Source organism: Burkholderia sp. LMU1-1-1.1 (assembly GCF_040675865.1).
GTDB lineage: Bacteria > Pseudomonadota > Gammaproteobacteria > Burkholderiales > Burkholderiaceae_D > Rugamonas.
On sequence record NZ_JBEGHG010000067.1, the window covers coordinates 342,519 to 364,243 of the forward strand.

Annotated in this window: 19 protein-coding genes; 10 read left to right on the forward strand and 9 right to left on the reverse strand. The window is 67.0% G+C overall.

Annotated features, from left to right (window positions below):
* The first annotated feature begins 77 nt into the window (after nucleotides 1-77).
* The 5 genes from MRBLMU1_RS29085 to MRBLMU1_RS29105 all read left to right on the forward strand — a co-directional run bounded on the left by MRBLMU1_RS29085 (nucleotide 78) and on the right by MRBLMU1_RS29105 (nucleotide 5,158).
* On the forward strand, nucleotides 78-1,256 hold the full coding sequence (locus MRBLMU1_RS29085) for an acetyl-CoA C-acyltransferase (protein WP_363509437.1): 1,179 nt from the start codon (nucleotides 78-80) through the stop codon (nucleotides 1,254-1,256).
* 4 nt (nucleotides 1,257-1,260) lie between these two features.
* On the forward strand, nucleotides 1,261-3,198 hold the full coding sequence (locus MRBLMU1_RS29090; protein ID WP_363509438.1) for an acyl-CoA dehydrogenase: 1,938 nt from the start codon (nucleotides 1,261-1,263) through the stop codon (nucleotides 3,196-3,198).
* Between the two features lie 12 nt (nucleotides 3,199-3,210).
* On the forward strand, nucleotides 3,211-3,513 hold the full coding sequence (locus MRBLMU1_RS29095) for a Dabb family protein (RefSeq protein WP_315219599.1): 303 nt from the start codon (nucleotides 3,211-3,213) through the stop codon (nucleotides 3,511-3,513).
* Entirely contained in the window at nucleotides 3,514-4,518 is a 1,005-nt protein-coding gene (locus tag MRBLMU1_RS29100) for an NADP-dependent oxidoreductase (RefSeq protein WP_414646127.1), read from the forward strand. It abuts the gene before it with no gap.
* A 139-nt stretch (nucleotides 4,519-4,657) separates the two neighbouring features.
* Nucleotides 4,658-5,158, forward strand: a complete 501-nt coding sequence (locus tag MRBLMU1_RS29105) for a superoxide dismutase family protein (protein ID WP_363509440.1) — start codon at nucleotides 4,658-4,660, stop codon at nucleotides 5,156-5,158.
* Nucleotides 5,159-5,341: 183 nt separating this feature from the next.
* On the opposite strand, the gene MRBLMU1_RS29110 is transcribed toward MRBLMU1_RS29105, so the two are convergent.
* Complete coding sequence (locus MRBLMU1_RS29110; RefSeq protein WP_363509442.1) at nucleotides 5,342-6,421, reverse strand: tartrate dehydrogenase; 1,080 nt, start codon at nucleotides 6,419-6,421, stop codon at nucleotides 5,342-5,344.
* Nucleotides 6,422-6,538: 117 nt separating this feature from the next.
* Here MRBLMU1_RS29110 and MRBLMU1_RS29115 point away from each other — a divergent pair, with 117 nt between their 5' ends.
* Nucleotides 6,539-7,468 carry a LysR substrate-binding domain-containing protein gene (locus MRBLMU1_RS29115; RefSeq protein ID WP_414646134.1) on the forward strand — a complete coding sequence of 310 codons (930 nt, stop codon included), beginning with the start codon at nucleotides 6,539-6,541 and terminating at the stop codon, nucleotides 7,466-7,468.
* Entirely contained in the window at nucleotides 7,465-7,902 is a 438-nt protein-coding gene (locus tag MRBLMU1_RS29120; RefSeq protein ID WP_363509446.1) for a GNAT family N-acetyltransferase, read from the forward strand. Before MRBLMU1_RS29115 ends, MRBLMU1_RS29120 begins: the two co-directional genes overlap by 4 nt.
* A gap of 48 nt (nucleotides 7,903-7,950) precedes the next feature.
* Here MRBLMU1_RS29120 and MRBLMU1_RS29125 read toward each other — a convergent pair whose 3' ends face one another.
* From MRBLMU1_RS29125 to MRBLMU1_RS29160, 8 genes are read right to left on the reverse strand one after another with little or no spacing between them, the layout of a single operon-like run.
* Nucleotides 7,951-10,485 carry a hypothetical protein gene (locus tag MRBLMU1_RS29125; protein ID WP_363509448.1) on the reverse strand — a complete coding sequence of 845 codons (2,535 nt, stop codon included), beginning with the start codon at nucleotides 10,483-10,485 and terminating at the stop codon, nucleotides 7,951-7,953.
* Entirely contained in the window at nucleotides 10,482-11,135 is a 654-nt protein-coding gene (locus MRBLMU1_RS29130; RefSeq protein WP_363509449.1) for a tetratricopeptide repeat protein, read from the reverse strand. Before MRBLMU1_RS29130 ends, MRBLMU1_RS29125 begins: the two co-directional genes overlap by 4 nt.
* Entirely contained in the window at nucleotides 11,132-12,439 is a 1,308-nt protein-coding gene (locus MRBLMU1_RS29135; protein WP_363509450.1) for a glycosyltransferase, read from the reverse strand. The genes MRBLMU1_RS29130 and MRBLMU1_RS29135 overlap by 4 nt, the downstream gene beginning before the upstream one ends.
* Nucleotides 12,433-13,278 carry a hydrolase 1, exosortase A system-associated gene (locus MRBLMU1_RS29140; protein WP_363509451.1) on the reverse strand — a complete coding sequence of 282 codons (846 nt, stop codon included), beginning with the start codon at nucleotides 13,276-13,278 and terminating at the stop codon, nucleotides 12,433-12,435. Before MRBLMU1_RS29140 ends, MRBLMU1_RS29135 begins: the two co-directional genes overlap by 7 nt.
* Entirely contained in the window at nucleotides 13,268-14,131 is an 864-nt protein-coding gene (locus tag MRBLMU1_RS29145; RefSeq protein WP_363509453.1) for a hydrolase 2, exosortase A system-associated, read from the reverse strand. Before MRBLMU1_RS29145 ends, MRBLMU1_RS29140 begins: the two co-directional genes overlap by 11 nt.
* Nucleotides 14,128-14,376, reverse strand: coding sequence for an acyl carrier protein (locus tag MRBLMU1_RS29150; protein ID WP_363509455.1), 249 nt, complete (start codon nucleotides 14,374-14,376; stop codon nucleotides 14,128-14,130). Before MRBLMU1_RS29150 ends, MRBLMU1_RS29145 begins: the two co-directional genes overlap by 4 nt.
* Nucleotides 14,377-14,382: 6 nt before the next feature.
* On the reverse strand, nucleotides 14,383-15,468 hold the full coding sequence (locus MRBLMU1_RS29155; protein WP_363509457.1) for a GNAT family N-acetyltransferase: 1,086 nt from the start codon (nucleotides 15,466-15,468) through the stop codon (nucleotides 14,383-14,385).
* The gene (locus MRBLMU1_RS29160; RefSeq protein WP_363509459.1) at nucleotides 15,465-16,718 is read right to left on the reverse strand and encodes an aminotransferase class I/II-fold pyridoxal phosphate-dependent enzyme; all 1,254 of its coding nucleotides are present in this window, start codon (nucleotides 16,716-16,718) and stop codon (nucleotides 15,465-15,467) included. Before MRBLMU1_RS29160 ends, MRBLMU1_RS29155 begins: the two co-directional genes overlap by 4 nt.
* A 259-nt stretch (nucleotides 16,719-16,977) precedes the next feature.
* On the opposite strand from MRBLMU1_RS29160, the gene MRBLMU1_RS29165 reads away from it, so the two are divergent.
* Genes MRBLMU1_RS29165 through MRBLMU1_RS29175 form a run of 3 tightly spaced genes read left to right on the forward strand, consistent with a single transcriptional unit; the run spans nucleotide 16,978 to nucleotide 21,724 of the window.
* Complete coding sequence (locus MRBLMU1_RS29165; RefSeq protein ID WP_363509461.1) at nucleotides 16,978-18,612, forward strand: acyl-CoA ligase (AMP-forming), exosortase A system-associated; 1,635 nt, start codon at nucleotides 16,978-16,980, stop codon at nucleotides 18,610-18,612.
* On the forward strand, nucleotides 18,609-19,895 hold the full coding sequence (locus MRBLMU1_RS29170) for a pyridoxal-dependent decarboxylase, exosortase A system-associated (RefSeq protein ID WP_363509463.1): 1,287 nt from the start codon (nucleotides 18,609-18,611) through the stop codon (nucleotides 19,893-19,895). The genes MRBLMU1_RS29165 and MRBLMU1_RS29170 overlap by 4 nt, the downstream gene beginning before the upstream one ends.
* A complete protein-coding gene (locus MRBLMU1_RS29175) occupies nucleotides 19,892-21,724 on the forward strand; it encodes an asparagine synthetase B family protein (RefSeq protein WP_363509465.1) in 1,833 nt (610 codons plus the stop codon). The genes MRBLMU1_RS29170 and MRBLMU1_RS29175 overlap by 4 nt, the downstream gene beginning before the upstream one ends.
* Nucleotide 21,725: the final 1 nt, after the last annotated feature.

Here is a 21,725-nt window from a genome sequence, read left to right on the forward strand (position 1 = left end):
ACTGACAAATTGAATTAAGAACGGTCGTACTAAATATGCTATTCTGGCCCGACTAAAATAAACCACAGGAGATTTCCATGATAGATGCCGTCATCGTTTCGACCGCCCGCACCGGGCTTGCCAAATCGTGGAAGGGCGCGTTCAACATGACGCACGGCGCCACCCTGGGCGGCCATGTGCTGCGGGCGGCCATCGCCCGCGCCGGCATCGAGCCCGGCGAGGTCGAGGATGTGCTGGTCGGCTGCGCCAACCCGGAAGGCGCCACCGGCGGCAACATCGCGCGCCAGATCGCGCTGCGCGGCGGCTGCCCGGTGACCACCGCCGGCATGACCATCAACCGCTTCTGCTCGTCCGGATTGCAAACCATCGCCACGGCGGCGCAACGCATCATCGCCGGCGAGGGCGACATCTACGCCGCCGGCGGCGTCGAGTCGATCTCCTGCGTGCAGCAGGAAATGAATACCCACATGTACAAGGAAGTGTGGCTGTCCGAGCACAAGCCGGAACTGTACTGGCCGATGCTGCAGACGGCCGAGACCGTCGCCAAGCGCTACAACATCAGCCGCGAGCGCCAGGATCACTACGGCGTGCAAAGCCAGCAGCGCGCCGCCGCCGCCCAGGCCGCCGGGCTGTTCGACGCCGAGATCGTGCCGATGACCACGGTGATGGGCGTGGCCGACAAGGAATCCGGCATGCTGCTGAGCCGGGAAGTGACGATCTCGGCCGACGAAGGCATCCGCGCCGACACCACCTACGAGGGCGTGGCCAAGATCCGCAGCGCCGTGCCGGGCGGGGTCATCAGCGCCGGCAACGCCAGCCAGTTCTCCGACGGCGGCTCGATGGCCATCGTCATGAGCGCGCAGACCGCCGCCGCCAAGGGCCTGGCGCCGCTGGGCATTTTCCGCGGCTTCGCCGTGGCCGGCTGCGAGCCGGACGAGATGGGCATCGGCCCCGTGTTCGCGATTCCCAAGCTGCTCAAGAAAGCCGGCCTGAAGGTCGAGGACATCGGCCTGTGGGAATTGAACGAGGCGTTCGCCGTGCAGGTGCTGTATTGCGCGGACAAGCTGGGCATTCCGATGGACCGGCTCAACGTCAACGGCGGCGCGATCGCCGTCGGCCATCCCTACGGCGTGTCGGGCGCGCGCCTGACCGGCCACGCGCTGCTGGAAGGCAAGCGGCGCGGCGTCAAATACGTGGTGGTGACGATGTGCATCGGCGGCGGCCAGGGCGCGGCCGGCCTGTTCGAAGTGGTCTAAGCCCATGCAATCGAAACTGCTGTCGCGCCGCGACATCGACTTCATGCTGTACGAATGGCTGGACGTGGAATCGCTGACCACGCGCGAACGGTTCCAGGACCACAACCGTGAAACCTTCGACGCCGCGATCGACACGGCCGAACAGCTGGCGGCCGACCTGTTCGCGCCGCACAACAAGAAAAGCGACAACCAGGAGCCGCACGCGGTGCCCGGCGAGCACTGCCTGAACGTCAGCATGATTCCCGAGGTGAAGGTGGCGCTGGACGCCTACTCGGCGGCCGGCCTGATGGCGTCCGGCCAGGACTACGAGCGCGGCGGCATGCAGCTGCCGTGCGTCGTGGAGAAGACGCTGGCGTGCTATTTCACCGCCGCCAACGTCAGCACCACGGCCTACACCTTCCTGACCACCAGCAACGCTGGCACCTTGCTCAAGTGCGGCACGCCGGAGCAGGTGCGGCGCTTTGCCGATCCGATGTTTGCCGGCCGCTACTTCGGCACCATGTGCCTGTCCGAGCCGCAGGCCGGTTCCAGCCTGTCGGACATCACCACCCGCGCCGAGCCCGATCCGGTCGACGGCGTGGACGGCGAACGCCAGTACCGGCTCAGCGGCAACAAGATGTGGATCACGGCTGGCGAGCACGAGCTGTCGGACAACATCGTCCACCTGGTGCTGGCCAAGATCCCCGGCCCCAACGGCAAGCTGATTCCGGGCGTCAAAGGCATCTCGCTGTTCATCGTGCCCAAGTTCCTGGTCAACGACGATGGCAGCCAGGGCGAGCGCAACGACGTCGTGCTGGCCGGCCTGAACCACAAGATGGGCAATCGAGGCGCCACCAATTGCCTGCTCAACTTCGGCGAGGGCAAGTTCAAGCCGATGGGCAAGGGCGGGGCGGTCGGCTATCTGGTCGGCACCGCCCACCAGGGGCTGGCCAATATGTTCCACATGATGAACGACGCGCGCATCTGCGTCGGCCTCGGCGCGGCCGTGCTCGGCTACACCGGCTATCTGCACGCGCTGGACTACGCGCGCAACCGTCCGCAAGGCCGCCATCCGGCGCAGAAGGACCCGGCCCAACCGCAGCTGGCCATCATCGAACACACCGACGTGCGCCGCATGCTGCTGGCGCAGAAGGCTTACGTCGAAGGCGCGCTGGGTCTGGTGTTGTATTGCTCGCGCCTGGTCGACGAGCAGCGCACCGCCGAAACGCCGGAGGCGCGCGAGCACGCCGGACGCTTGCTCGATTTCCTCACGCCGGTCACCAAGTCGTGGCCGTCGCAGTGGTGCGTCGAGGCCAACAGCCTGGCGATCCAGGTACACGGCGGCTACGGCTACACGCGCGAATACAACGTCGAACAGTTTTACCGCGACAACCGCCTCAACGCCATCCACGAAGGCACGCACGGCATCCACGGCCTGGACTTGCTGGGACGAAAAGTCGCGACGCAGGACGGCGCGCTGTTCAAGGCCTTCGGCGCCGAGTTGCGGCGGACGGTGCGCAAGGTGCGCGGCGGCGTGGGCGCTCCGGGCGCGGTCAACGCCGCCAGCGCCCAGCTATCGGCCGAAGCGGCCAACGACATCGCCGCCGAACTGCTGGCGCATGCCGACGCCCTCGACACCGCATGGCAGAGGGTGGAACAAGTAACGCAGAGCCTGTATGCTGTCGGCGACATGAACAAAACGCTGGCCAACGCCAGCCTGTATCTGGAGGCGGTCGGCCACGTCGTGCTGGCGTGGATCTGGCTCCAGCAGGCGTTGCTGGCGGCGCGCGCGCTCGCCGACGCCAACGTCGCAGATGTCGACTTGGATGTCAACTTTTATCGCGGCAAGTTGCAGGCTTGCCGCTTCTTTTACCGCTGGGAGCTGCCGAAGGTGGCGCAGCAGCTCGAGCTGCTGGCCAGCGTGGACACCACCACGCTCGATATGCAAGACGCGTGGTTTTAACCAGGAATAAAAATGCTGAAACACATCGTGATGTGGAAACTGAAAGAACACGCCGAGGGTGGCGACCGTGCCACCAACGCCGCGAAGATGAAGGCGATGCTCGACGGCTGCGCCGATCTGGTGCCGGGTATCCTGAAGTTCGAGGCGGCGCTGGCGCAGCCCGGCCTGGAGGCGACCTACGATGTGATTTTGTATTCCGAGTTCACCGACAAGGCCGCGCTGGACGCGTATCAGGAACACCCGGACCACGTCGCGATCAAGCCTTTCTTTGGCGCTGTGCGCGATCAGCGCCAATGCATGGACTACGAGGTCTGAATGGATATTCCTTCGACTTACCAACGCATCGTCCTGGCTTCGCGTCCGCGCGGGCCGGTGCTGCCCGAGAACTTCCGTCTGGAGACCGTGCCGGTGCCGGAACTGGCCGACGGCCAGGTTTTGATACGCAATCACTATCTGTCGCTGGACCCGTACATGCGCGGGCGCATGAGCGCGTCCAAAAGCTATGCCGATTGCCAGGCGCTCGATGAAACCATGATCGGCGGCACCGTCGGCCAGGTGCTGGCGTCGCGCAACGACCGTTATCGTGCCGGCGACTTCGTCGGTGGCGTGCTCGGCTGGAGCGAGATGGGCGTCTCCGACGGCGTCATGCTGCGCAAGCTCGATACTTCCGGTATTCCGCTATCGGCCTACCTCGGCGCGGTCGGCATGCCCGGCATGGCGGCGTGGTACGGCTTCAACCAGATCATGGCATCCAAGCCGGGCGAGACGATCGTGGTCTCGGCCGCCAGCGGCGCCGTCGGCAGCGTGGTTGGACAGTTGGCCAAGCTGCGCGGCTGCCGCGCGGTCGGCATCGCCGGCGGCGCCGACAAGTGCGCGTATGTGGTCGATGAGCTGGGCTTCGATGCCTGCGTCGATTACAAGGCCGGCAACCTGGAAAAGGATCTGGAGGCGGCCACGCCCGATGGCGTCGACGGCATCTTCGAGAACGTCAGCGGCGCCGTGCTGGACGCGTCGCTGGCGCGCACCAACGCCTTCGCGCGGATCGCGCTGTGCGGCATCATCGCCGGTTTTGCCGGCGCCGACCTGTCGATCAAGAACTCGCGCCTGTTGCTGATCAACCGCTTGACCTTGCGCGGCTTCATCATCACCGAGCACATGGAGTTTTGGTCGCAGGGCTTGAAGGAGTTGGGCGCGCTGGTCGGAGGTTGCAAGATCAAGTACCGTGAATCGGTCGCGCAGGGGCTGGCGTCCGCGCCGGAGGCCTTCATCGGCCTGCTGGAAGGGCGTAATTTCGGCAAGCAGCTGGTCAAGCTGGTTTGATGGTGAATTGTTTCACGCACCATACATTACTACTGTTGTCGAAGTGACCAAACCGGCGTAGCCTAGACCTTGCTTGACGTACCCGAAACACTCTCTTGAAGATAGGAAATATATGAAGAAGATCGCCTTAATGAGCTGCATGATGAGTTTGTCCCTGATGGCGGCATCGACCGCCTTCGCCGCGACCACCAGCGCCGAGGCGCCGCTGGCGGCGACCGCCGGCAACAAGGTCACCGGCACGGTGCGTTTCGAACAAACGGCGGACAGCCTGCGCGTCAAGGCGCGCATCGAAGGACTGACGCCCGGCTTGCACGGCTTCCACATCCATGAGAAGGGCGATTGCTCGGCGCCGGACGGCACCAGCGCCGGCGGGCACTTCAACCCGTCGACGACGCAGCATGGCGATCCGGCCAAGCCGATGCACCACGGCGGCGACTTCGGCAACCTCAACGCGAACGACAAGGGCGTGGCCGAGCTGGATGTGAAGGTGCCGCTGACCCAAATTAATCTGACCGACGGCAACCCTGCCAACGCGGTCGCGCGTTCGGTGATCGTTCACGCGGCGCCGGACGACATGGTCACGCAGCCGACCGGCAATTCCGGCGCGCGGCTGGCCTGCGGCGTCATCGCCGCCAAGTAAGTCGGTTGGCACGGGAATCGGCCACGGACGCGCCGCTGGCGTGCAAACATGGCGGATTACGGCGTTCCGCCTAATCCGCCCTACGTGGAACGCGAGAATACGTTGGCCTGTGGTCAATCGCGGAGACACGTAGGGCGGATTAGCGAAGCGTAATCCGCCACGCGCCGCCCGCGACCCAACAAATCATTCCAACGCCGCCGCGATCGCCTTACCCGCCTCGGTGGTATCCGCCGTGCCACCCAAATCCGGCGTCCTCGCACCATCCTGGATACACGCCTCGATCGCCGCGACAATCGCATCATGCGCCGCCCGGTACTTGCCCTCGCCACCACCCAAAAAGTCCAGCATCATCGCGCCCGACCAGATCATGGCCACCGGATTGGCGATATTCTTCCCATAAATATCCGGCGCCGAACCATGCACCGGCTCGAACAACGACGGCCACGTCCGCTCCGGATTCAGATTCGCCGACGGCGCGATGCCGATCGTCCCGGTGCACGCCGGTCCCAGATCCGACAAGATGTCCCCGAACAGATTGGACGCCACCACCACATCGAAGCGCTCCGGCGACAGCACAAAACGCGCGCACAAAATATCGATATGGTACTGGTCGCGCCGGATCTCCGGATAAGCCTCGCCCATGGCCGCAAAGCGCTCGTCCCAATAAGGCATGCTGATGGAAATGCCGTTCGACTTGGTGGCCGACGTCAAGTGCTTCTTCGGCCGGCTCTGCGCCAACTCGAAAGCATACTTGAGCACGCGATCCACGCCGGTGCGCGTAAACACCGACTCCTGCAACACGAATTCGCGCTCGGTGCCCTCAAACATCTTCCCGCCGACGGAGGAATACTCGCCCTCGGTATTTTCACGGACGATATAGAAATCGATGTCGCCCGGTTTCTTGTTCGCCAGCGGACAAGGCACGCCGGGCATCAGCCGCACCGGCCGCAGGTTCACATATTGATCGAACTGGCGGCGGAACTTCAGCAGCGAGCCCCACAGCGAGATATGGTCCGGCACCGTCTCAGGCCAGCCCACGGCGCCGAAGAAAATCGCGTCGAAACCCTTGAGCTGGTCGAACCAGTCGTCCGGCATCATCTTTCCATGCTGAACGTAGTAGTCGCAGCTGGCCCATTCGAAGGTGGTCCATTCGATGCCGATCTCGAAGCGCTTCGCGGCCGCCTCGACTACCCGTATGCCCTCGGGCATGACTTCCTTGCCGATGCCGTCGCCGGCGATGACTGCGATCTTGTGCGTTTTCATGCGGTTTCCCCTCTGTTTCCGATGAGTGCCAGCATAACGCGCCGAGTCAGGTTTAAAATGTGTCCAATTGTGATCTCATAAAACACGATTCGTGAATAATTGGTTTGAATAATGACCGTGAATAAAAATATCGAAAACAACGACCTTCGTGTGTTTGCCACCGTCGTGCGCAAGGCCAGCTTTGTCGCCGCCGCCGAGGAGTTGGGCATGTCGCCGGCCTATGTCAGCAAGCGCATCGGCATGCTGGAGGAGGCGCTGGGCGTGCGCCTGTTCCACCGCACCACGCGCCGGGTGGTGGTCAGCGACGATGGTGAGCAGGTCTACGCGCGCGCGCTGACGATACTGGCCGGCCTGGACAGCCTGTTCGACGAGGTCGCCGAACGACAGGGCGTGCCCCGTGGACAGCTGCGCGTCAGCAGCAGCTTCGGCTTCGGGCGCAACGTCGTCGCGCCGGCGATCGCCAGGCTGGCGGCCGACCATCCGGAACTGCAAGTGCGGCTGGAGGTGTTCGACCGTCTGGTCGACATCGTCAGCGAAGGTTTCGACATCGACGTCCGCATCGGCGACGAGATCGCCCCTCAACTGATCGCGCGGCGGCTGATGACCAATTACCGCATCCTGTGCGCGTCACCCGCCTATCTGGCGCGGCGTGGGACGCCGGAAACCCTGCGCGAGCTGGAGGACCACGATTGCCTGCCGATCAAGGAGCGCGATTTGCCGTTCGGCGTTTGGCGCCTGCGCAGCGCGGAGGAAGAGGGCGTGGTCAAGGTGAATGGCCCGCTGTCGACCAACCATGGCGAGATCGCGCTGCAATGGGCGGTGGCCGGCGCCGGCATCGTGCTGCGCTCGCGCTGGGATGCGCAGGCGTATCTGGACCGTGGGCAGCTGGTGCAGATATTGCCGGCGTACACGCAGGAAGCCAATGTCTGGGCGGTCTACCCGCAGCGGCTGGCCAGCTCGGCCAAGGTGCGGGTGTTCGTGGACTTCCTCGAACAGCATCTCGCATGCGACAATCCAGGCTTGACCAACCAGATGCCATCGGTATGACCGACCACGCACAATACGAAATCCGTTGCGGAGACTGGAGCGTCCTGAAGGAGGACGCCAAGATCATCCGTTTTGAAGTCTTCGTCGAAGAACAAAAAGTACCTGCCGAGCTGGAAATGGACGACATGGACGCGGTCTGTCTGCACGCCGTCGCCTATGACGCCGCCGGCACGCCGATCGGCACCGGACGGTTGCTGCCGGACGGCCACATCGGCCGCATGGCGGTGCGCAAGAGCGGGCGCGGCACCGGTGTCGGCGGCGCGTTGCTGCAAACGCTGATGGCGCAGGCGAAGGCGCGCGGCGACCGGCAAGTCGTGCTCAGCTCGCAGACGCACGCCGCCCCGTTCTACCAGCGCCACGGCTTCACGATCGAAGGCGACGAGTTCTTCGAAGCGGGCATCGCCCACATCAACATGCAGTACAACTTCGCTTGATTTGTTGATTCGTCGATCACGATGACCTCGATGATTACGTAATCCGCCTTACGTGTCTCCAAGGTGATTCAAAATCCTCCGGCGCGGCCGCATCAACCCCGCAGCCAGCACCAGGAAGAATAACAACTGCACCTTCGGCACATCGAACAGGCTATCGAACCCGCCCACCAGCAACGCCCCGGTCAACGCCGCCAGGAACACCGCCGCGTCCACCCGCCCATGCCAAGCGCTCCCCGCCATCCGTCCCGCCGCGTAAACCAGCAGCAACCCCATCGCCACCGCTCCCAGCCAGCCCTGCTCGAAATACGTGTGGACGTAAAAATTCTTGATATGCCAAGGCAAGTGATCGCGGTCGCTGGTGAAGAACCACCCGGCCTGTCCAGCCGTAAAATCCCCGTTGCGCAACAACTCCGGACCGCCATCCCGCGCGCGCACGCTCACATTGTCGATGTCGACCATGCCGCCCTGGTCGCCGCTGGCCAGTTCAAGTTGCACCGGCGCCCGCGCACCCGGTATCCGCGCCAACAAGCCTTGCCGCTGGCCCATGCCCGCACTGTAAAAGTCCATCTCGAAGTGTTGCCAGCGGTCGTCAGCCGGGCCCATCTTGAACCCGGGCGACACGCACGTCTGCGGATAGAGCAGCCACCGCTCGCACACCGCCATCCACACGACGGCCTTGGGATCGCTGCGCTTGACGTCCAGCGAGATCCGATAGTTGGTATTCGGTTCGAGCCGCACGTGCTGTATGTGGCGCAGCACTTCGCTGTAGCCGCGTGGATGGACCGGGGCGGCAAGACGCAGGTAGTTGTTGCCGACGAGGTCGGTCTCGTAGCGGAAACTCCCCGGGCGGATGCCCAGCGCGTTGCCCCAATAATAAGTGCGCGGATAGCTCCCCAGCCCCGCGCCGAGCAGCGTGCTCGCCCAGTCGTCCGGCATCATGTGCAGGGCCTCGTCCCAGTGGCGGGTGCGCCGCTCCCAATCCTGCGCGACTGTGCTCATGCGCTCGCCCATGTAGGAGCTGCCCAGCACCGGAATGGCCATCGCCAATAGCGCCGCCGCGCCCGCGCCGAAGGTCACGCTGGCGCGGCCGATGTGCCACAGGGGCTGGTGGAACAGCAGGCCCATGACGCATATCACCCCGCTCAGTCCGACCACCCAGGCCGCGTCCAGCGCGGCCGGCATGCCGCCCCAGTGGCGCGCCACCAACAGGCAGGCGATCGCGAGGGCTGGATAGGTGCCCAGCGTCAGCGCCGTGGCTTGGTGGCGCCAGGCGCGCGGACCGGCCAGCGCGGCGACGCCAGCCAGCCCGGCGGCGCAGGCCGCCGCCGCCAGCGACAGGTAGGGCGCCTTCGACCAGCCCGGCACCGAGAGCTTGCGCAGCGCGATGAACAGGGCCAGGTCCAGCAACAGCAAGGCGGCGGTGGCCGCGCCGGCCCACAACAGGTAGCGCGGCTGCAGCACGCGGCCGGCGGCGCGCGGCAGCCCGCCGGTCAGCAAGGTTGCGCCCAGCAATATGAGCAAGGCGCCGAGCGTGCGGTAGCCGCCTGTGGCGAACGATCGCATCAGCAAAACGCTGATCACGGCGAGCAACACCGCCACCGCCGCCAGCACGCCCGGCCGCAGCTTGCCGGCGGCCAGTCGCGGACCGAGGACCAGGCAGCCGATCACGATGCCGGAGCCGGCATACGCCAGCCAGACGTCGCGCGAGAAGGTGGTGAAGCCGGTGAACAGGCCCATCAGCAGCAGCGCCAGCGCGGCGCCCAGCTGCCAGCGCAGGGCCTTGCCCAGCAGCCAGCAGGCCACGAACGGGAAGCTCAGCGCCAGGAAGGCGTCGAGCGCGGCGCCGCCGGTGTGCATGGCCGAGAACGACGCGGTCGGCCGGTAGTCGCTGGAAAAATTGAGCAGGCCGGGAAACAACCAGCGCTCCCACCCTTGGATCAGCGCCGTGCAGAACAAGCCGAGCAGCATGCCCGGCACCAGCAGGGTGCGCAGCCGGGACAGTTCCGGACCCACGCTGCGGGTCAGCAGCGGCAACAGCACCAGCGCCCACGCCAGCCCCTTGGCCACGCGCAGGCTGTTGTAATGGCTGTTGTAGCTGGCGAAGGTGTTCAGGTCCAGCGGGGGCGGCGGCAGCAGGCCGCGCACCGCCGCGATGGCGGTGGCGGCGGACACGGCGGCCAGCAACAGCTTGGCGGCGGTGGGAAGCTTGCCGGCGCGGTGGCACGGCGCCAGCCGCCAGTAGCCGACCGCCGCCGTGGCCAGCAGCATCAGATCGAATTCATCGACGTAGAACCAGCCGGTCCAGGTGCTCAGGTCCAGCCACGGCAGCGCGGCCGGCACCAGCAGCAGCCACAGCGACGGGCGCCACCACAGCAGCGCCGCGTAGGCGGCTACCGCCAGCGTGGCCGCCAGCGGCCAGAACGGATAGTGCGGCAGCAGCGCCGTCAGCAGCGCCAGCGGTATCAGCGCCAGCAGGCGCCACAGCACGACGCGCGCGGCGCCGACCGAGGGCTGGCGCGCCGAGCCGCCGGCCGGATCGGCGGCCGTTCCGCCGCCAACGTGGCCGGCGGCGGTCTCGTTCATGGCGCCGGATCCTGCCATTTTCCGGCCGTCACAAGTAGCTGCTTGAGGCCTGGCAGAGGAAAGCCGAGCGCATAGGCCTTGTGCGCGTATTCATTGGCTTCCTTGAATTGCTTGGTCTTGTAGTACACCAAGCCGAGGTTGTAGTTATAGGTCGGGTCTTCCGGCGCCAGCGCCACCGCCTCGCGCAACTGGTCGCGCGCCATGTCGAGCTTACCCAAGGCCATCAGGTAGGTGGCGTAGGTGGCGCGCACGGCCGGGTCGGCCGGCTGGAATTCCATCGCCCGCACGAAATAGCATTCGACCGGGAACTGGGCGCCCGGCAGCTGCGTGACCTTGTCGCGCACGCCCACGCGCGCCATCGTCGCCAGCGCGCGCGGGTGGTTGGGGATGGCGCGCAAGGTGTAGTCGATGTCGCTGCCCAGCGGGCCGGTGGCGCCGCGTATGCCCAGTTCCACCTCCTCGGGAAAGTGGTGCGGCTCGACCATGGCGATATTCTGGACATTGGCCGGATCGTTGTAGTCGAACGGGCCGAAGGAGTTGGCGATCTGTCCGCACAGCTTCTTCGGCGCGGCCTGGGATGGCGCCGCCATGCCGGCCAGCACGATTGCCGCCAGCAACAGATGCGGCAAGGCGGAAGGTGCGGGCCTCATGCCGCCGCCGCACCGGCCTTGTACGCCACCGGGGCGCCGGCCACATCGTCGAGCAACTTGGCCAGCACGGCGCTGCGCGCGTGGCGGGAATGGGCGGCGACCACGGCGGCGGGCGGCAACGGCGCCTTGCCTTCGCGGACCAGCGACAGGAAACGCGGTAGTGCTTGCATGATGTCCTCCTCGGAGTCGAGCGCGGCGATCGTGTCGATGCCGGACGCGCGCAGGGTGGCGGCGGTGTCGCCGCCGGCGTCGGTCAGCGCCAGGATCGGGCGGCTGGCGCGCAAATATTCGTACAGTTTGGCGGGAATCTGGTGGTTGCAGTTGGACGCCTGCAGTATCAGCAACGCGTCGACGGTGAGCATTTCCGCCAGCGCGGCGCGGTAGGGCTGGTGCGGCGCGATGTCCACCATGTCGTTCAGTCCGTAGGTCGCCAGCAATCCGGCCAGGAAGGCGTCATGACCGGTGGCGCGCAGCACCAGTTTCAGCGTGTCAGGGCCGATCAGGCCCTGGCGCCGCAGCGCGGCCATGGCGGCGAACAAGGGTGCCGGGTCGCGCTCGGAAGGGTAGATGACGCCGCTGTGCAGCAGCACCAGCGGCCGGCCGGCGGACGGCGAGGGCGCGCTGGCGGCGCCGTCATCGCGCTGCGCGTCGAGGAAATTCTCCTCGTCGTAGCCGTTCTCTACCAGGCGGAAGCGCTCGGCGGGAAGGTGCGGAAAGCGTTGCCGGTAGGTCTGGATCGCGCCCGGGGTGGTGCACACGGCCACCGTGCAGCGCTCGACCGTGCGGCGTTCTATCCACAGGTAGACCTTGCGCGTGAGCGGATTTTCCGGATAGCCGACATCGGTCATCGGGTCGCGCAGGTCGGCCACCCACGGCAGGCCCGAGAGGCGCTGCAGCACGTAGGCGATCAGGTGGGCGGTGGCGATCGGGTAGGTCGACCACAGCACTTGCGGACGGTGGCGCCGGATCAGCCGCAGCCCGGCCGGGACCGCGCCCAGCAGCCACGAGACCCAGCGGTCGGGCAGCGCCATCAGGCTGGAGTAGCGGCCGCGCAGCGACAGGTGGCGCGCGGTGTCGAGCGCGAAGGCGCGGCACACCGGCACGTCGGCGGGGATTTCGCCCATCTGGTCGTCGCCCGGATTGCTGTAGGCGCGCGGGTGCGCCGACAACAGCACCGGCTTCCAGCCCCATTCCGGCAGGTATTGCGAGAACTTCAGCGTGCGTTGAATGCCGCTGCTGCCGCGCATCGGCGGATAGTGGAAGGCGATCATCAGCACTTTTTTGGACGTTGCCGTCTCTACCATGTGTGCACCCAGTTTGCAGTCCAGTCGGCGACCTGGTCGCGCCATACGCGACGCGAAAAAGTATGGTCGGCCTCGTCGAGTTCATGTCGCGTGGTGCCGGTCCGCGCGAGCAGGCTTTGCCATGCGGGCGAGGCGCCGGCCAGGTCGGTGAATTCCTTCGCCGTCAGGTCGGCGCCACTCAGTATCAGCAGCACCGGCCCCTTGAAGCGCGACCAGCCCGCCAGCATGCGCGAGGGCAGGTCCGCCGGCGTGTTGTCGGCGCCGGCCGCTGGCTTGGCGCCGCTGGCGGCCAGCAGTTGACGCAGCGAGCGCCAGGCGGCGCCGGCGTCGAACCGGCCGCTGAACAGCTTGCGCCACAGTTCGCCCTGCAGCAGGCGGCCACGGTAATAATGCTTGAGCGTGGTACGGGCCGCGCCCGCTTCGGTGCGCACCCACGGGTTGAGCAGCACCAGGCCGTGCACGCGGGCGTCCTGGCTGGCGTAAAACAGCGCCGCCGAGGCGCCGTCGCACAGGCCCCACAGCACCACCTCGCGCATGCCGGGCACCGTAGCCATGAAATGGTCGACGGCCGCGCGCACGTCGAGTTCGACATCGTTGAAGTCGCGCTGCGCGCCTTCGCTGTCGCCCATGCCCCGGTAGTCGAAGCGTTGCACCGGGATGCCGCGCGCCGCCAGCGTGCGCGCCAGCAGGGTGAACTGGCGGTGGCTGCCGGCGCGGTACTGCGGGCCGCCGACGATGATCAGCACGCCGCGCGGCGATGGCTGTTCCGGCAAGCTCAGCACGCCGTACAATTGTTCGCCGCCGCAGCGGAAGGCCACGGCTTGTTCCTCATAACGCATCGGCGCTCTCCATCGCGAACCACGGGGCCAGCGCGGCGGTCGCCTCCAGCAGCGGCTGGCAGGCGGCGATTTCCTGGCTGCCCCAGAAGGCGGGACCGTCGATCCGGGTCACGCCGACCTCGACGCCGCGCTCGCGCAGCGCCGCCTGCGCCTTGTCCGTGGCGGGCGACGGCGCGCGTTCCGGCTGGCCGACGTCGAACCAGTGCAGCGCGCAGCCGGCGCGGCCGAGCGGCGCCAGTTTCAGGCCGTCCATGGCAAGCGCCAGTTCCGGCGACAGTTCGTAGCCGGCGACTTCGAGCGACTGGCCGGCCGCCAGCAGCGTGCGCAGGGCGGCGGTGGAATTGTCAGCCGCGCCGGTCGAGCTCATCATCGCGCCGGCCATGCGCAGGCGCAGGAATTGCGTGAGGAAGGTGGCGCCGTCCAGCACCGGTTGCCAAAGGATCAGTTGACGCGGCGCCTCGGCTTCCGGCGTGTTGGCCGCGTAGTCCATCGCCAGCAGCGCGCCCAGGCGCAGTCCCAGCAGCGCGGGCCGGTGGCCGCTGCGCCGTTCCAGCCAGGCGCTGGCGAGGCCGACATCGTCGCGCCAGCTTTCCCAGCGCGCGTCGGCGAAATCGCCACTGCTGTCGCCGCAGCCGTGCAGGTCGATGCGCAAGGTGGCGATGCCTTGCCGCGCCAGTTCCAGCGCCAGCAGGGCGGCCATGCGGCGCGATTTGTTCATTTCCTCGGCGAACGGCGGTACGTACACCAGGGCGCCACGGCAGGCGCCGGCCGCCGGCTGGTACAGGCAATAGCGCTGCCCGCCGGCCGCGGTATCCGCCGGCAGAAAGAACGCTTCGGGCGCCACGTCGTTCATGCTGCAATCTTGTCGGTGACGAAGTCGGTCAGGCTGCCGACGGTGGCGAAGGTGTGGGCGCTGATGTCGTCGTCCTCGATGGTGAAGCCGTAATGCTCCTCCAGCGCGGCCAGCAGTTGCACCACCGCCATCGAGTCGAGCTCCGGGATGCTGCCCAGCAAAGCCGAGTCGCGCGTGAGCGCTTGTGCGGACGGACCCAGGCTCAGTACGTCGCCAAGGATGGTTTTGACGGATTCCAGTTGCATTTGATGCTACTCCATTGGTTGTTCGGCGGTCGCGGCCGGGGTGGCCGCCGCCAGGTTGCGGTTCTCGGCGCGCCGCTGCCATGCGTGATGCAGGCGGCGTAGTCCGGACCAGCGGTAACTGTTGACGTGGTACAGCGTGCGCACTTCGTCGCTCCAGCGGCGGTGCCACTCCATCACCTTGCCATAGAATTCAAGTCCCTTGAAACGACGTAGCGCAAACAAATGCTGACAAAGTTCCTCCAGCAGTAGAAACGCCGGGCTGTACTGGCTGCCGAGCGATTCGTCGTAGGTCGTTTTCAGAATGATGACGCTGTCGCCGCCTTCGACGCACAGGTTCACCGCGACCAGGCGGTCGTCGAACCAGTAGCGGTAGACGGCGGCGTCGCCGCGTTTGGCCATGCCTTCGAGCATGGCGCGGTAGAACCGGCCTTGCGCGTTGTCGAGGTGCACCGAGGTGCCTTCCTTGGCTTTCCAGCCGGCGCTTTCGAGCCGGCCGAAGTCGGCCACGGCGGCGGCCATGCCCTCGGCCTCGCGCGTCACCTCCATGCGCGTGGCGATGCCTTCCTTGAGCAGTTTGGCACGTTGCTTCTTCATGTTGGCGCGCAGGTTCTTGCCGCGCCCGTTCCAATAATCGGCGAACTCGCCCTGCAGCGCCACGCGGGCGGTGTCCAGATAGGGCAGCACGGTGATGCGGTCGCCGTCCTCCGGTTGCCGGGTGACGGCCGGATCGCACTGGGTCATGCCCAGCAGCAGGGCGCCGCCGGGCAGGGTGCGGATCAGCGCGTCGAGCAGGCGCGGCAAATCCTGCGGCGCCAGCGCGCCCGGCCGCTCCAGCCACAAGGTGACGGGCGCTTGCGACGGTTGGAAGGTTTCCCAGACACCGGCGCGGCGCGGGCAGACGATGGTCATGACCACCACCTCGTTGTCCTGGCGCCACATGGCCAGCCACTCATTGCCGCTGCCGAACTCCTTCAACAGCGGTTGCACGAACTCGGGCGACAGCAGCGGCGCGGCCGGTCCGGCGATGTTCAGACCGGCCCAGGTGGCGGCGTGGTCGGCGAAGCGGGCGGCCGGCACCAGCGACCAGCTCATGCCTGCGCTCCCGCCGTCAACGCCGTCCGGATTTGCACGATCATCCATTCCAGCTCGTCGTCGCGCAATTCCTGGTGACAGGGAAACTGCATCACGTGGCGCGACAACTCGACGCTGGCGTCGCACACGGCGGCGCCGGCGTCCGGCCACAGGAACTCACCGAAGCGCAGGACCGGCACGGCGCCGCGCTTGAGCGCCGCGAACACCTGCCTTGGCTGCGCCACCCACAACGGAAACACCCACGGGTAGACATTGTCCGGCAAGGCCGGGAACAGCGGTCGGCAGCCGGGCAGGTCGGCCAGCGCGGCCTGCAGTCTTACATAGTGGCGCCGGCGCAGGGCGCCCATGCGGCGCCGCGACACCAGCCGCAGCATCAGGCGCGAATAGAGCGACGAGCGCTTGTCCAGCCAGGCGGGATCGAAACTGAAGCCGCCTTCCGACGAACCGGGCGACAGCGGTTGCGCGCGCGCCGGATTGCGCGCCTTCATGCGTTGCCACAGCGCGTTCTTGAGCGCCATCGGCAGCGCCAGCAGGTGGCGCAGCAGGCCGAGGCGGCGGTACTGGCAACCTTCCTCCAGCGCGTTGATGGCGACCTTGGCCTCGAAACCGGCGCCGGCCGAGCGCAGCCTCACGCCGTCGAGCGCATGGCGCGCCGACACCAGGCAGCCGCCTTCATAGATAGGCAGGAATTTCATGCTGCTGGCGATGGCGTAGTCGCCGAACGAGCCCAACGGCTTGCCCTGGTATTCGCCCAGGAAGGAATGCGCGCAGTCCTCCAGCAGCTTGATGCCGTGGCCGTCGCAAAACGCCCGCAGCTTGTCCAGCGGTTGGGGGAAGCCGAAGTAGTTGGTGGCCATCAACACCTTGGTACGCGGCGTGACCCGGCGCGCCAGATCCTCGAGGTCGATCTCGGTGTTGCGCAGGATGCGGTAGAACACCGGCAGCGCCCCCGACCAGATCACCGGCTCGATCATCGAGGCGCAATGGTAGGCCGGCACCAGCACCTCGTCGCCGGCGCCAACCGCCATTTCCCTCAGCGCCAGCGCGATGGCGACGCGGCCGCTGGTGACCAGCCGCGCCGGCCCGGCGTCGACGATGGAGCGCACGGCGGGATGCCCTTGGTGCAGGAAGGAGGCGGCGGACAGCACGGGCGCGAGCGGAATCGGCGAGGCCGGCGGTGGTGGTGCGGACGCGGCTTGCGCGCCGCCAACGGCCGGCTGGAAACCGACATCCTGGTTGACATTCAACATGTTCAGCTACTCCCCGGCCGGTAAGATTGGAGGCGACTCTACGTTCGCCCCGCCGTTACCATTTAGACATTTTTCGAGTATAGCGCTCCTGATTAGCCGATGCACTATTAATAACGAACGATGTCATATTGTGTTGTTTTCGTTGTAATTGAATATTAAAATGCTAATCTGCGTGCCATTCTGATATCATCATTCGACCTGCCGGCCGGGGCCGGACAATCGGTAAAAAACCTGAAAAAAACCTGCAAGAGAGGGTGATATGGGCTGTGCTACGAGCTATCTGGTGCACGATTTTATTTTCTCCTCGGCCGAGCGCGCACCCGCTTCCGAAGCGTTGGTCGACGGCGCCCGGCGCCTCACCTACGCGCAACTCGTCACCCTGACCAAGCGCACTTGCGCGGCGCTGCGGGCGCGTGGCGCGCGGCGCGGCGAGCGGGTCGCCGTCTACATGGAAAAGAACATCGAGCATGTCGCGGCGCTGTTCGGCGCCGCGGCGGCCGGCATGGTGTTCGTTCCCGTCAATCCTTTGTTGAAACCCGAGCAGGTCGCCTACATCCTGCGCGACTGCGACGTGCGCGTGCTGGTCACCAGCGCCGACCGGCTGCGCCAGTTGGCGCCCAGCCTGGGGGGCTGCGACAGCCTGCACACGGTGCTGGCGCTGGGCGCGGCGCGGGCGGCGGCCACCGTCGCCGATATCGGCCAGATCAAGGTGCTCGACTGGGAGGCGGCGCTGGCCGACGCCGACGCGACCGGGGTCAACACCGACACCGCCGCTTTGCCGGCCCGCCGCATCACCGATTCCGATGTCGCCGCCATTCTGTATACCTCCGGCAGCACCGGCCAGCCCAAGGGCGTGGTGCTGTCGCACCGCAACTTGGTGGCCGGGGCGGCCAGCGTCGCCGGTTATCTGGGCAACACGGCCGACGACCGCATCCTGGCCGTGCTGCCGCTCAGCTTCGACTACGGCTTGAGCCAGCTCACCACCGCCTTCCTCAGCGGCGCCTGCGCCGTGCTGATCAACCACTTGCTGCCGCGCGACGTGCTCACCGCCGTGATCGCCGAGCGCATCACCGGCCTGGCCGGCGTGCCGCCGCTGTGGATACAGCTGGCCGCGCTCGACTGGCCGACGGTGTGCACCTTGCGCTACCTCACCAATTCCGGCGGCGCCATGCCGCGCGCCACGCTCGACCAGTTACGCGCCAAGCTGCCGGCGGCCAAACCTTATCTGATGTACGGCCTGACCGAGGCGTTCCGCTCGACCTTCCTGCCGCCGTCCGAGCTGGACCGCCGTCCCGATTCGATGGGCAAGGCCATCCCCAACGCCGAGGTGCTGGTGCTGCGCCCGGACGGCAGCGAATGCGCGCCCGGCGAGCCGGGCGAACTGGTGCACCGGGGACCGCTGGTCTCGCTCGGCTACTGGAACGACGCCGCCCGCACCGCCGAGCGTTTCAAACCCTACCGTTCGCCGCTGACGGGCCTGATGCTGCCGGAGATGGCGGTGTGGTCGGGCGACACGGTGCGCCGCGACGAGGACGGTTTCCTGTATTTCATCAGCCGCGCGGACGAGATGATCAAGACCTCCGGCTACCGGGTCAGTCCGGGCGAGGTGGAGGCGGTGCTGTACGCGCAGGGCGAGGTGGCCGAGGCGGCCGCGCTGGGCGTGCCGCATCCGGTGCTGGGCCAGGCGATCGTGGTGGTGGTCGCGGTGCGCGACGGACGCGTGCTCGACGAGGCGCGCCTGCTGGCCGCGCTCAAGCCGCACCTGCCCAATTACATGTTGCCGCATAAAATCATCCTGGCCGACGCCAGCCTGCCGCGCAACGCCAACGGCAAGATCGACCGCAAGCTGCTCAGCACGCAATATCTGGCCAGCTTCACGGCAGCGGCGGTATGAGCGACAAACTGAGCCACCCCGCGGGCCAAGCGCCGGTCCACGCGCCGCTGGAGCAATTCCCCGTGCGCGACGACTGCCTGCAAGTGGGCGGCGTGCCGCTGACGCGCCTGGCCGCGCGACTGGGCCGGACACCGTTCTACGCCTATGACCGCCACGCCATCACGCGCCGCGTGGCCGAGCTGCGCGCGGCATTGCCGCCAGGCGTGCAGCTGCATTATGCGATGAAGGCCAATCCGATGCCGGCCGTGGTGCAGCACCTGGCCGGCCTGGTCGACGGCATCGACGTTGCCTCCGGCAACGAGCTGCGCGTGGCGCTCGACACCGGCGTGGCGCCGGCCGACATCAGCTTCGCCGGCCCCGGCAAGGGCGACGGCGAATTGTCCTGCGCGGTGGCGGCCGGCGTGATCATCAACGTCGAATCGGAGGCCGAGCTCGATCGCATCGCCGCGATCGGCCTTGGCCTCGACATCCGTCCGCAGGTGGCGCTGCGCGTCAATCCCGATTTCGAACTCAAGTCGTCCGGCATGCGCATGGGCGGCGGCGCCCGCCAGTTCGGCATCGACGCCGAGCTGGTGCCGGCCTTGCTGCAGCGGCTGGCGGCGATGCCGGTCGACTGGCATGGCCTGCATATCTTCAGCGGATCGCAGAACCTGAAGGCGGCGGCGCTGCAGGAAGCCCACCAGCAAACGCTGGCGCTGGCGATGCGGCTGGCCGAATTCGCGCCGCGTCCGATGCGGCTGCTGAACATCGGCGGCGGCTTCGGCATTCCGTATTTCCCCGGCGAGCAGCGGCTGGACGTGGCGGCGGTCGGCGCCAACTTGGCGCTTTTGCTGCCCGACGTGCGGCGCGCGTTGCCGGAGGCACAGATCGTCATCGAGCTGGGCCGCTATCTGGTCGGCGAGGCCGGCGTCTATGTCAGCCGCGTGATCGAGCGCAAAGTCTCGCGCGGCCAGGTATTCCTGGTCACCGACGGCGGCCTGCATCATCACCTGTCCGCCTCGGGTAATTTCGGCCAGGTCATCCGCAAGAATTATCCGGTGGTGATCGGCAACCGCGTCCACGGCGAAGCGCGCGAGACGGTGTCCGTGGTCGGCCCGTTGTGCACGCCGCTGGACCTGCTGGCGGACCGCATGGAGCTGGCCGCCGCCGGTCCGGGCGACCTGGTGGCCGTGCTGCAATCGGGCGCCTATGGATTGAGTGCGAGCCCGGGCGGCTTCCTCAGCCATCCGTCGGCGCTGGAAGTACTGGTGGGACAACAAGATCGCGATGGAGCGGCTTCATGAGTGGAATCTGTGGGTGGATAGGGCAGGGCCGCGACGCCGGCGCCAACCGTGAACTGGCCGAGGCCATGGCCGCGCCGCTGGTGGGCGTCGACGGCCAGCCGCCGCAAATCATGGTGGGCGCGGCCAGCGCCATGGCCGGCGCCGGCGTGCAATGCTACGAGGCCGACGGCGTGCGCTTCATGCTGCGGGGCGAGGCCAGGCTGCGCGGTGGCGCCGATACCATTCCCGGCCCGGCCTGGGCCGAACTGTGGCGCGCGCAGGGCGCGCTGGCGTTGTGCGAGGCGCTGACCGGCGCCTTCGCGCTGGCGGTCGTCGACGAGCGCGCCGGCGAGGCCTTGCTGGCCACCGATCACATGGGCAGCTTCCCGCTGCTGTATCAACAGCAGGGCGAGACGCTGCTGTTCGCCAGCTCGGCCCAGGCGCTGCGCCGCCACCCGCTGACGCCGGCCGAAATCGATCCGCAGGGTTTGTACAACTATGTGTTCTTCCACATGATCCCGGCCCCGGGCGGCATCTACCGCCACCAGCAACGGCTGTTGCCGGGCAGCTGCCTGCATTACCGCCAGGGACGGATCGAGTCGCACACCTACTGGCGCATGCGTTTCGACGAGCGGGTCGACGCGCCGTTCCCGCAATTGAAGGAGGAATTCCGCCAGGTGCTGCGCGACAGCGTGCGCGAGAGTGTCGGCGGCGCGGCCGGCGGCAAGGTCGGCGCCTTCCTCAGCGGCGGCACCGACAGCTCCACCCTGGCCGGCATCCTGTGCGAGACCGCCGGCGCCCCGGCGCAAACGTATTCGATCGGCTTCTCGGCCGACGGCTACGACGAGATGTCCTACGCCCGCCTGGCGTCGCGCCATTTCGGCACCGACCACCACGAATACTATGTCACGGCCGACGACGTCGTCGACATCATCCCGCGCATGGCGAAGGCCTTCGACCAGCCGTTCGGCAACGCCTCGGCCGTGCCCGCGTATTACTGCGCGCACATGGCGGCGGCCGATGGCGTCACGCGCATGATAGGCGGCGACGGCGGCGACGAACTGTTCGGCGGCAACGAGCGCTACGCCCGCCAGCAAGTGTTCGCGCTATACCAGAAAGTGCCGGCGCTGCTGCGCGAGGGATTGCTGGAGCCGGCGCTCAACCATTTCCCCGGCGCCGACCGCGTGGCGCTGCTGCGCAAGGCGCGCAGCTACGTCGAGCAGGCCTCGGTGCCGATGCCGGCCCGGCTGGAAACCTATAATCTGCTCAACCGCTATGGCGCCGCCGAGGTGTTCGAGCCCGGCCTGCTGGCCGGCGCCAACACCGGGCGTCCGCTGGACGAGCTGGCGGCCTCCTACGGCCAGAGCGACGCCGGCAGCCTGATCAACCGCATGCTGGCGCTGGACCTGAAAATCACACTGGCCGACAACGACCTGCCGAAGGTGCGCGGCGCCTGCGCGCTGGCCGGCGTCGAGGCCGCGTTCCCGTTCCTGAGCGAATCGATGGTGGCGTTCTCGGCGCGCCTGACGCCGCGCCAAAAGCTCAATGGCAGCCAGTTGCGCTACTTCTTCAAGCAGGCGCTCGACGACTTCCTGCCGCGGGAAATCATCCACAAGGAAAAGCACGGCTTCGGCCTGCCGTTCGGGGTCTGGATGCAGCAGTATCCGCGCCTGAACCAGCTGGCCGGCGATAGCCTGCAATCGCTGCGCCGGCGCGGCGTCGTGCGCGGCGAGTTCATCGACAAACTGCTCGGCCATCACGTGCGCGAGCACGCCGGCTACCACGGCACCATGGTGTGGGTGCTGCTGATGCTGGAGCAGTGGTACCAGCAACATCAAAGCCGGAACTGAT

Coding starts and splice junctions, on each gene's coding strand:
- MRBLMU1_RS29085 (WP_363509437.1), top strand. CDS start 78: ATGATAGATGCCGTCATCGTTTCGACCGCCCGCACCGGGCTTGCCAAA.
- MRBLMU1_RS29090 (WP_363509438.1), top strand. CDS start 1,261: ATGCAATCGAAACTGCTGTCGCGCCGCGACATCGACTTCATGCTGTAC.
- MRBLMU1_RS29095 (WP_315219599.1), top strand. CDS start 3,211: ATGCTGAAACACATCGTGATGTGGAAACTGAAAGAACACGCCGAGGGT.
- MRBLMU1_RS29100 (WP_414646127.1), top strand. CDS start 3,514: ATGGATATTCCTTCGACTTACCAACGCATCGTCCTGGCTTCGCGTCCG.
- MRBLMU1_RS29105 (WP_363509440.1), top strand. CDS start 4,658: ATGATGAGTTTGTCCCTGATGGCGGCATCGACCGCCTTCGCCGCGACC.
- MRBLMU1_RS29110 (WP_363509442.1), bottom strand. CDS start 6,421: ATGAAAACGCACAAGATCGCAGTCATCGCCGGCGACGGCATCGGCAAG.
- MRBLMU1_RS29120 (WP_363509446.1), top strand. CDS start 7,465: ATGACCGACCACGCACAATACGAAATCCGTTGCGGAGACTGGAGCGTC.
- MRBLMU1_RS29125 (WP_363509448.1), bottom strand. CDS start 10,485: ATGAACGAGACCGCCGCCGGCCACGTTGGCGGCGGAACGGCCGCCGAT.
- MRBLMU1_RS29130 (WP_363509449.1), bottom strand. CDS start 11,135: ATGAGGCCCGCACCTTCCGCCTTGCCGCATCTGTTGCTGGCGGCAATC.
- MRBLMU1_RS29135 (WP_363509450.1), bottom strand. CDS start 12,439: ATGGTAGAGACGGCAACGTCCAAAAAAGTGCTGATGATCGCCTTCCAC.
- MRBLMU1_RS29140 (WP_363509451.1), bottom strand. CDS start 13,278: ATGCGTTATGAGGAACAAGCCGTGGCCTTCCGCTGCGGCGGCGAACAA.
- MRBLMU1_RS29145 (WP_363509453.1), bottom strand. CDS start 14,131: ATGAACGACGTGGCGCCCGAAGCGTTCTTTCTGCCGGCGGATACCGCG.
- MRBLMU1_RS29150 (WP_363509455.1), bottom strand. CDS start 14,376: ATGCAACTGGAATCCGTCAAAACCATCCTTGGCGACGTACTGAGCCTG.
- MRBLMU1_RS29155 (WP_363509457.1), bottom strand. CDS start 15,468: ATGAGCTGGTCGCTGGTGCCGGCCGCCCGCTTCGCCGACCACGCCGCC.
- MRBLMU1_RS29160 (WP_363509459.1), bottom strand. CDS start 16,718: ATGTTGAATGTCAACCAGGATGTCGGTTTCCAGCCGGCCGTTGGCGGC.
- MRBLMU1_RS29165 (WP_363509461.1), top strand. CDS start 16,978: ATGGGCTGTGCTACGAGCTATCTGGTGCACGATTTTATTTTCTCCTCG.
- MRBLMU1_RS29170 (WP_363509463.1), top strand. CDS start 18,609: ATGAGCGACAAACTGAGCCACCCCGCGGGCCAAGCGCCGGTCCACGCG.
- MRBLMU1_RS29175 (WP_363509465.1), top strand. CDS start 19,892: ATGAGTGGAATCTGTGGGTGGATAGGGCAGGGCCGCGACGCCGGCGCC.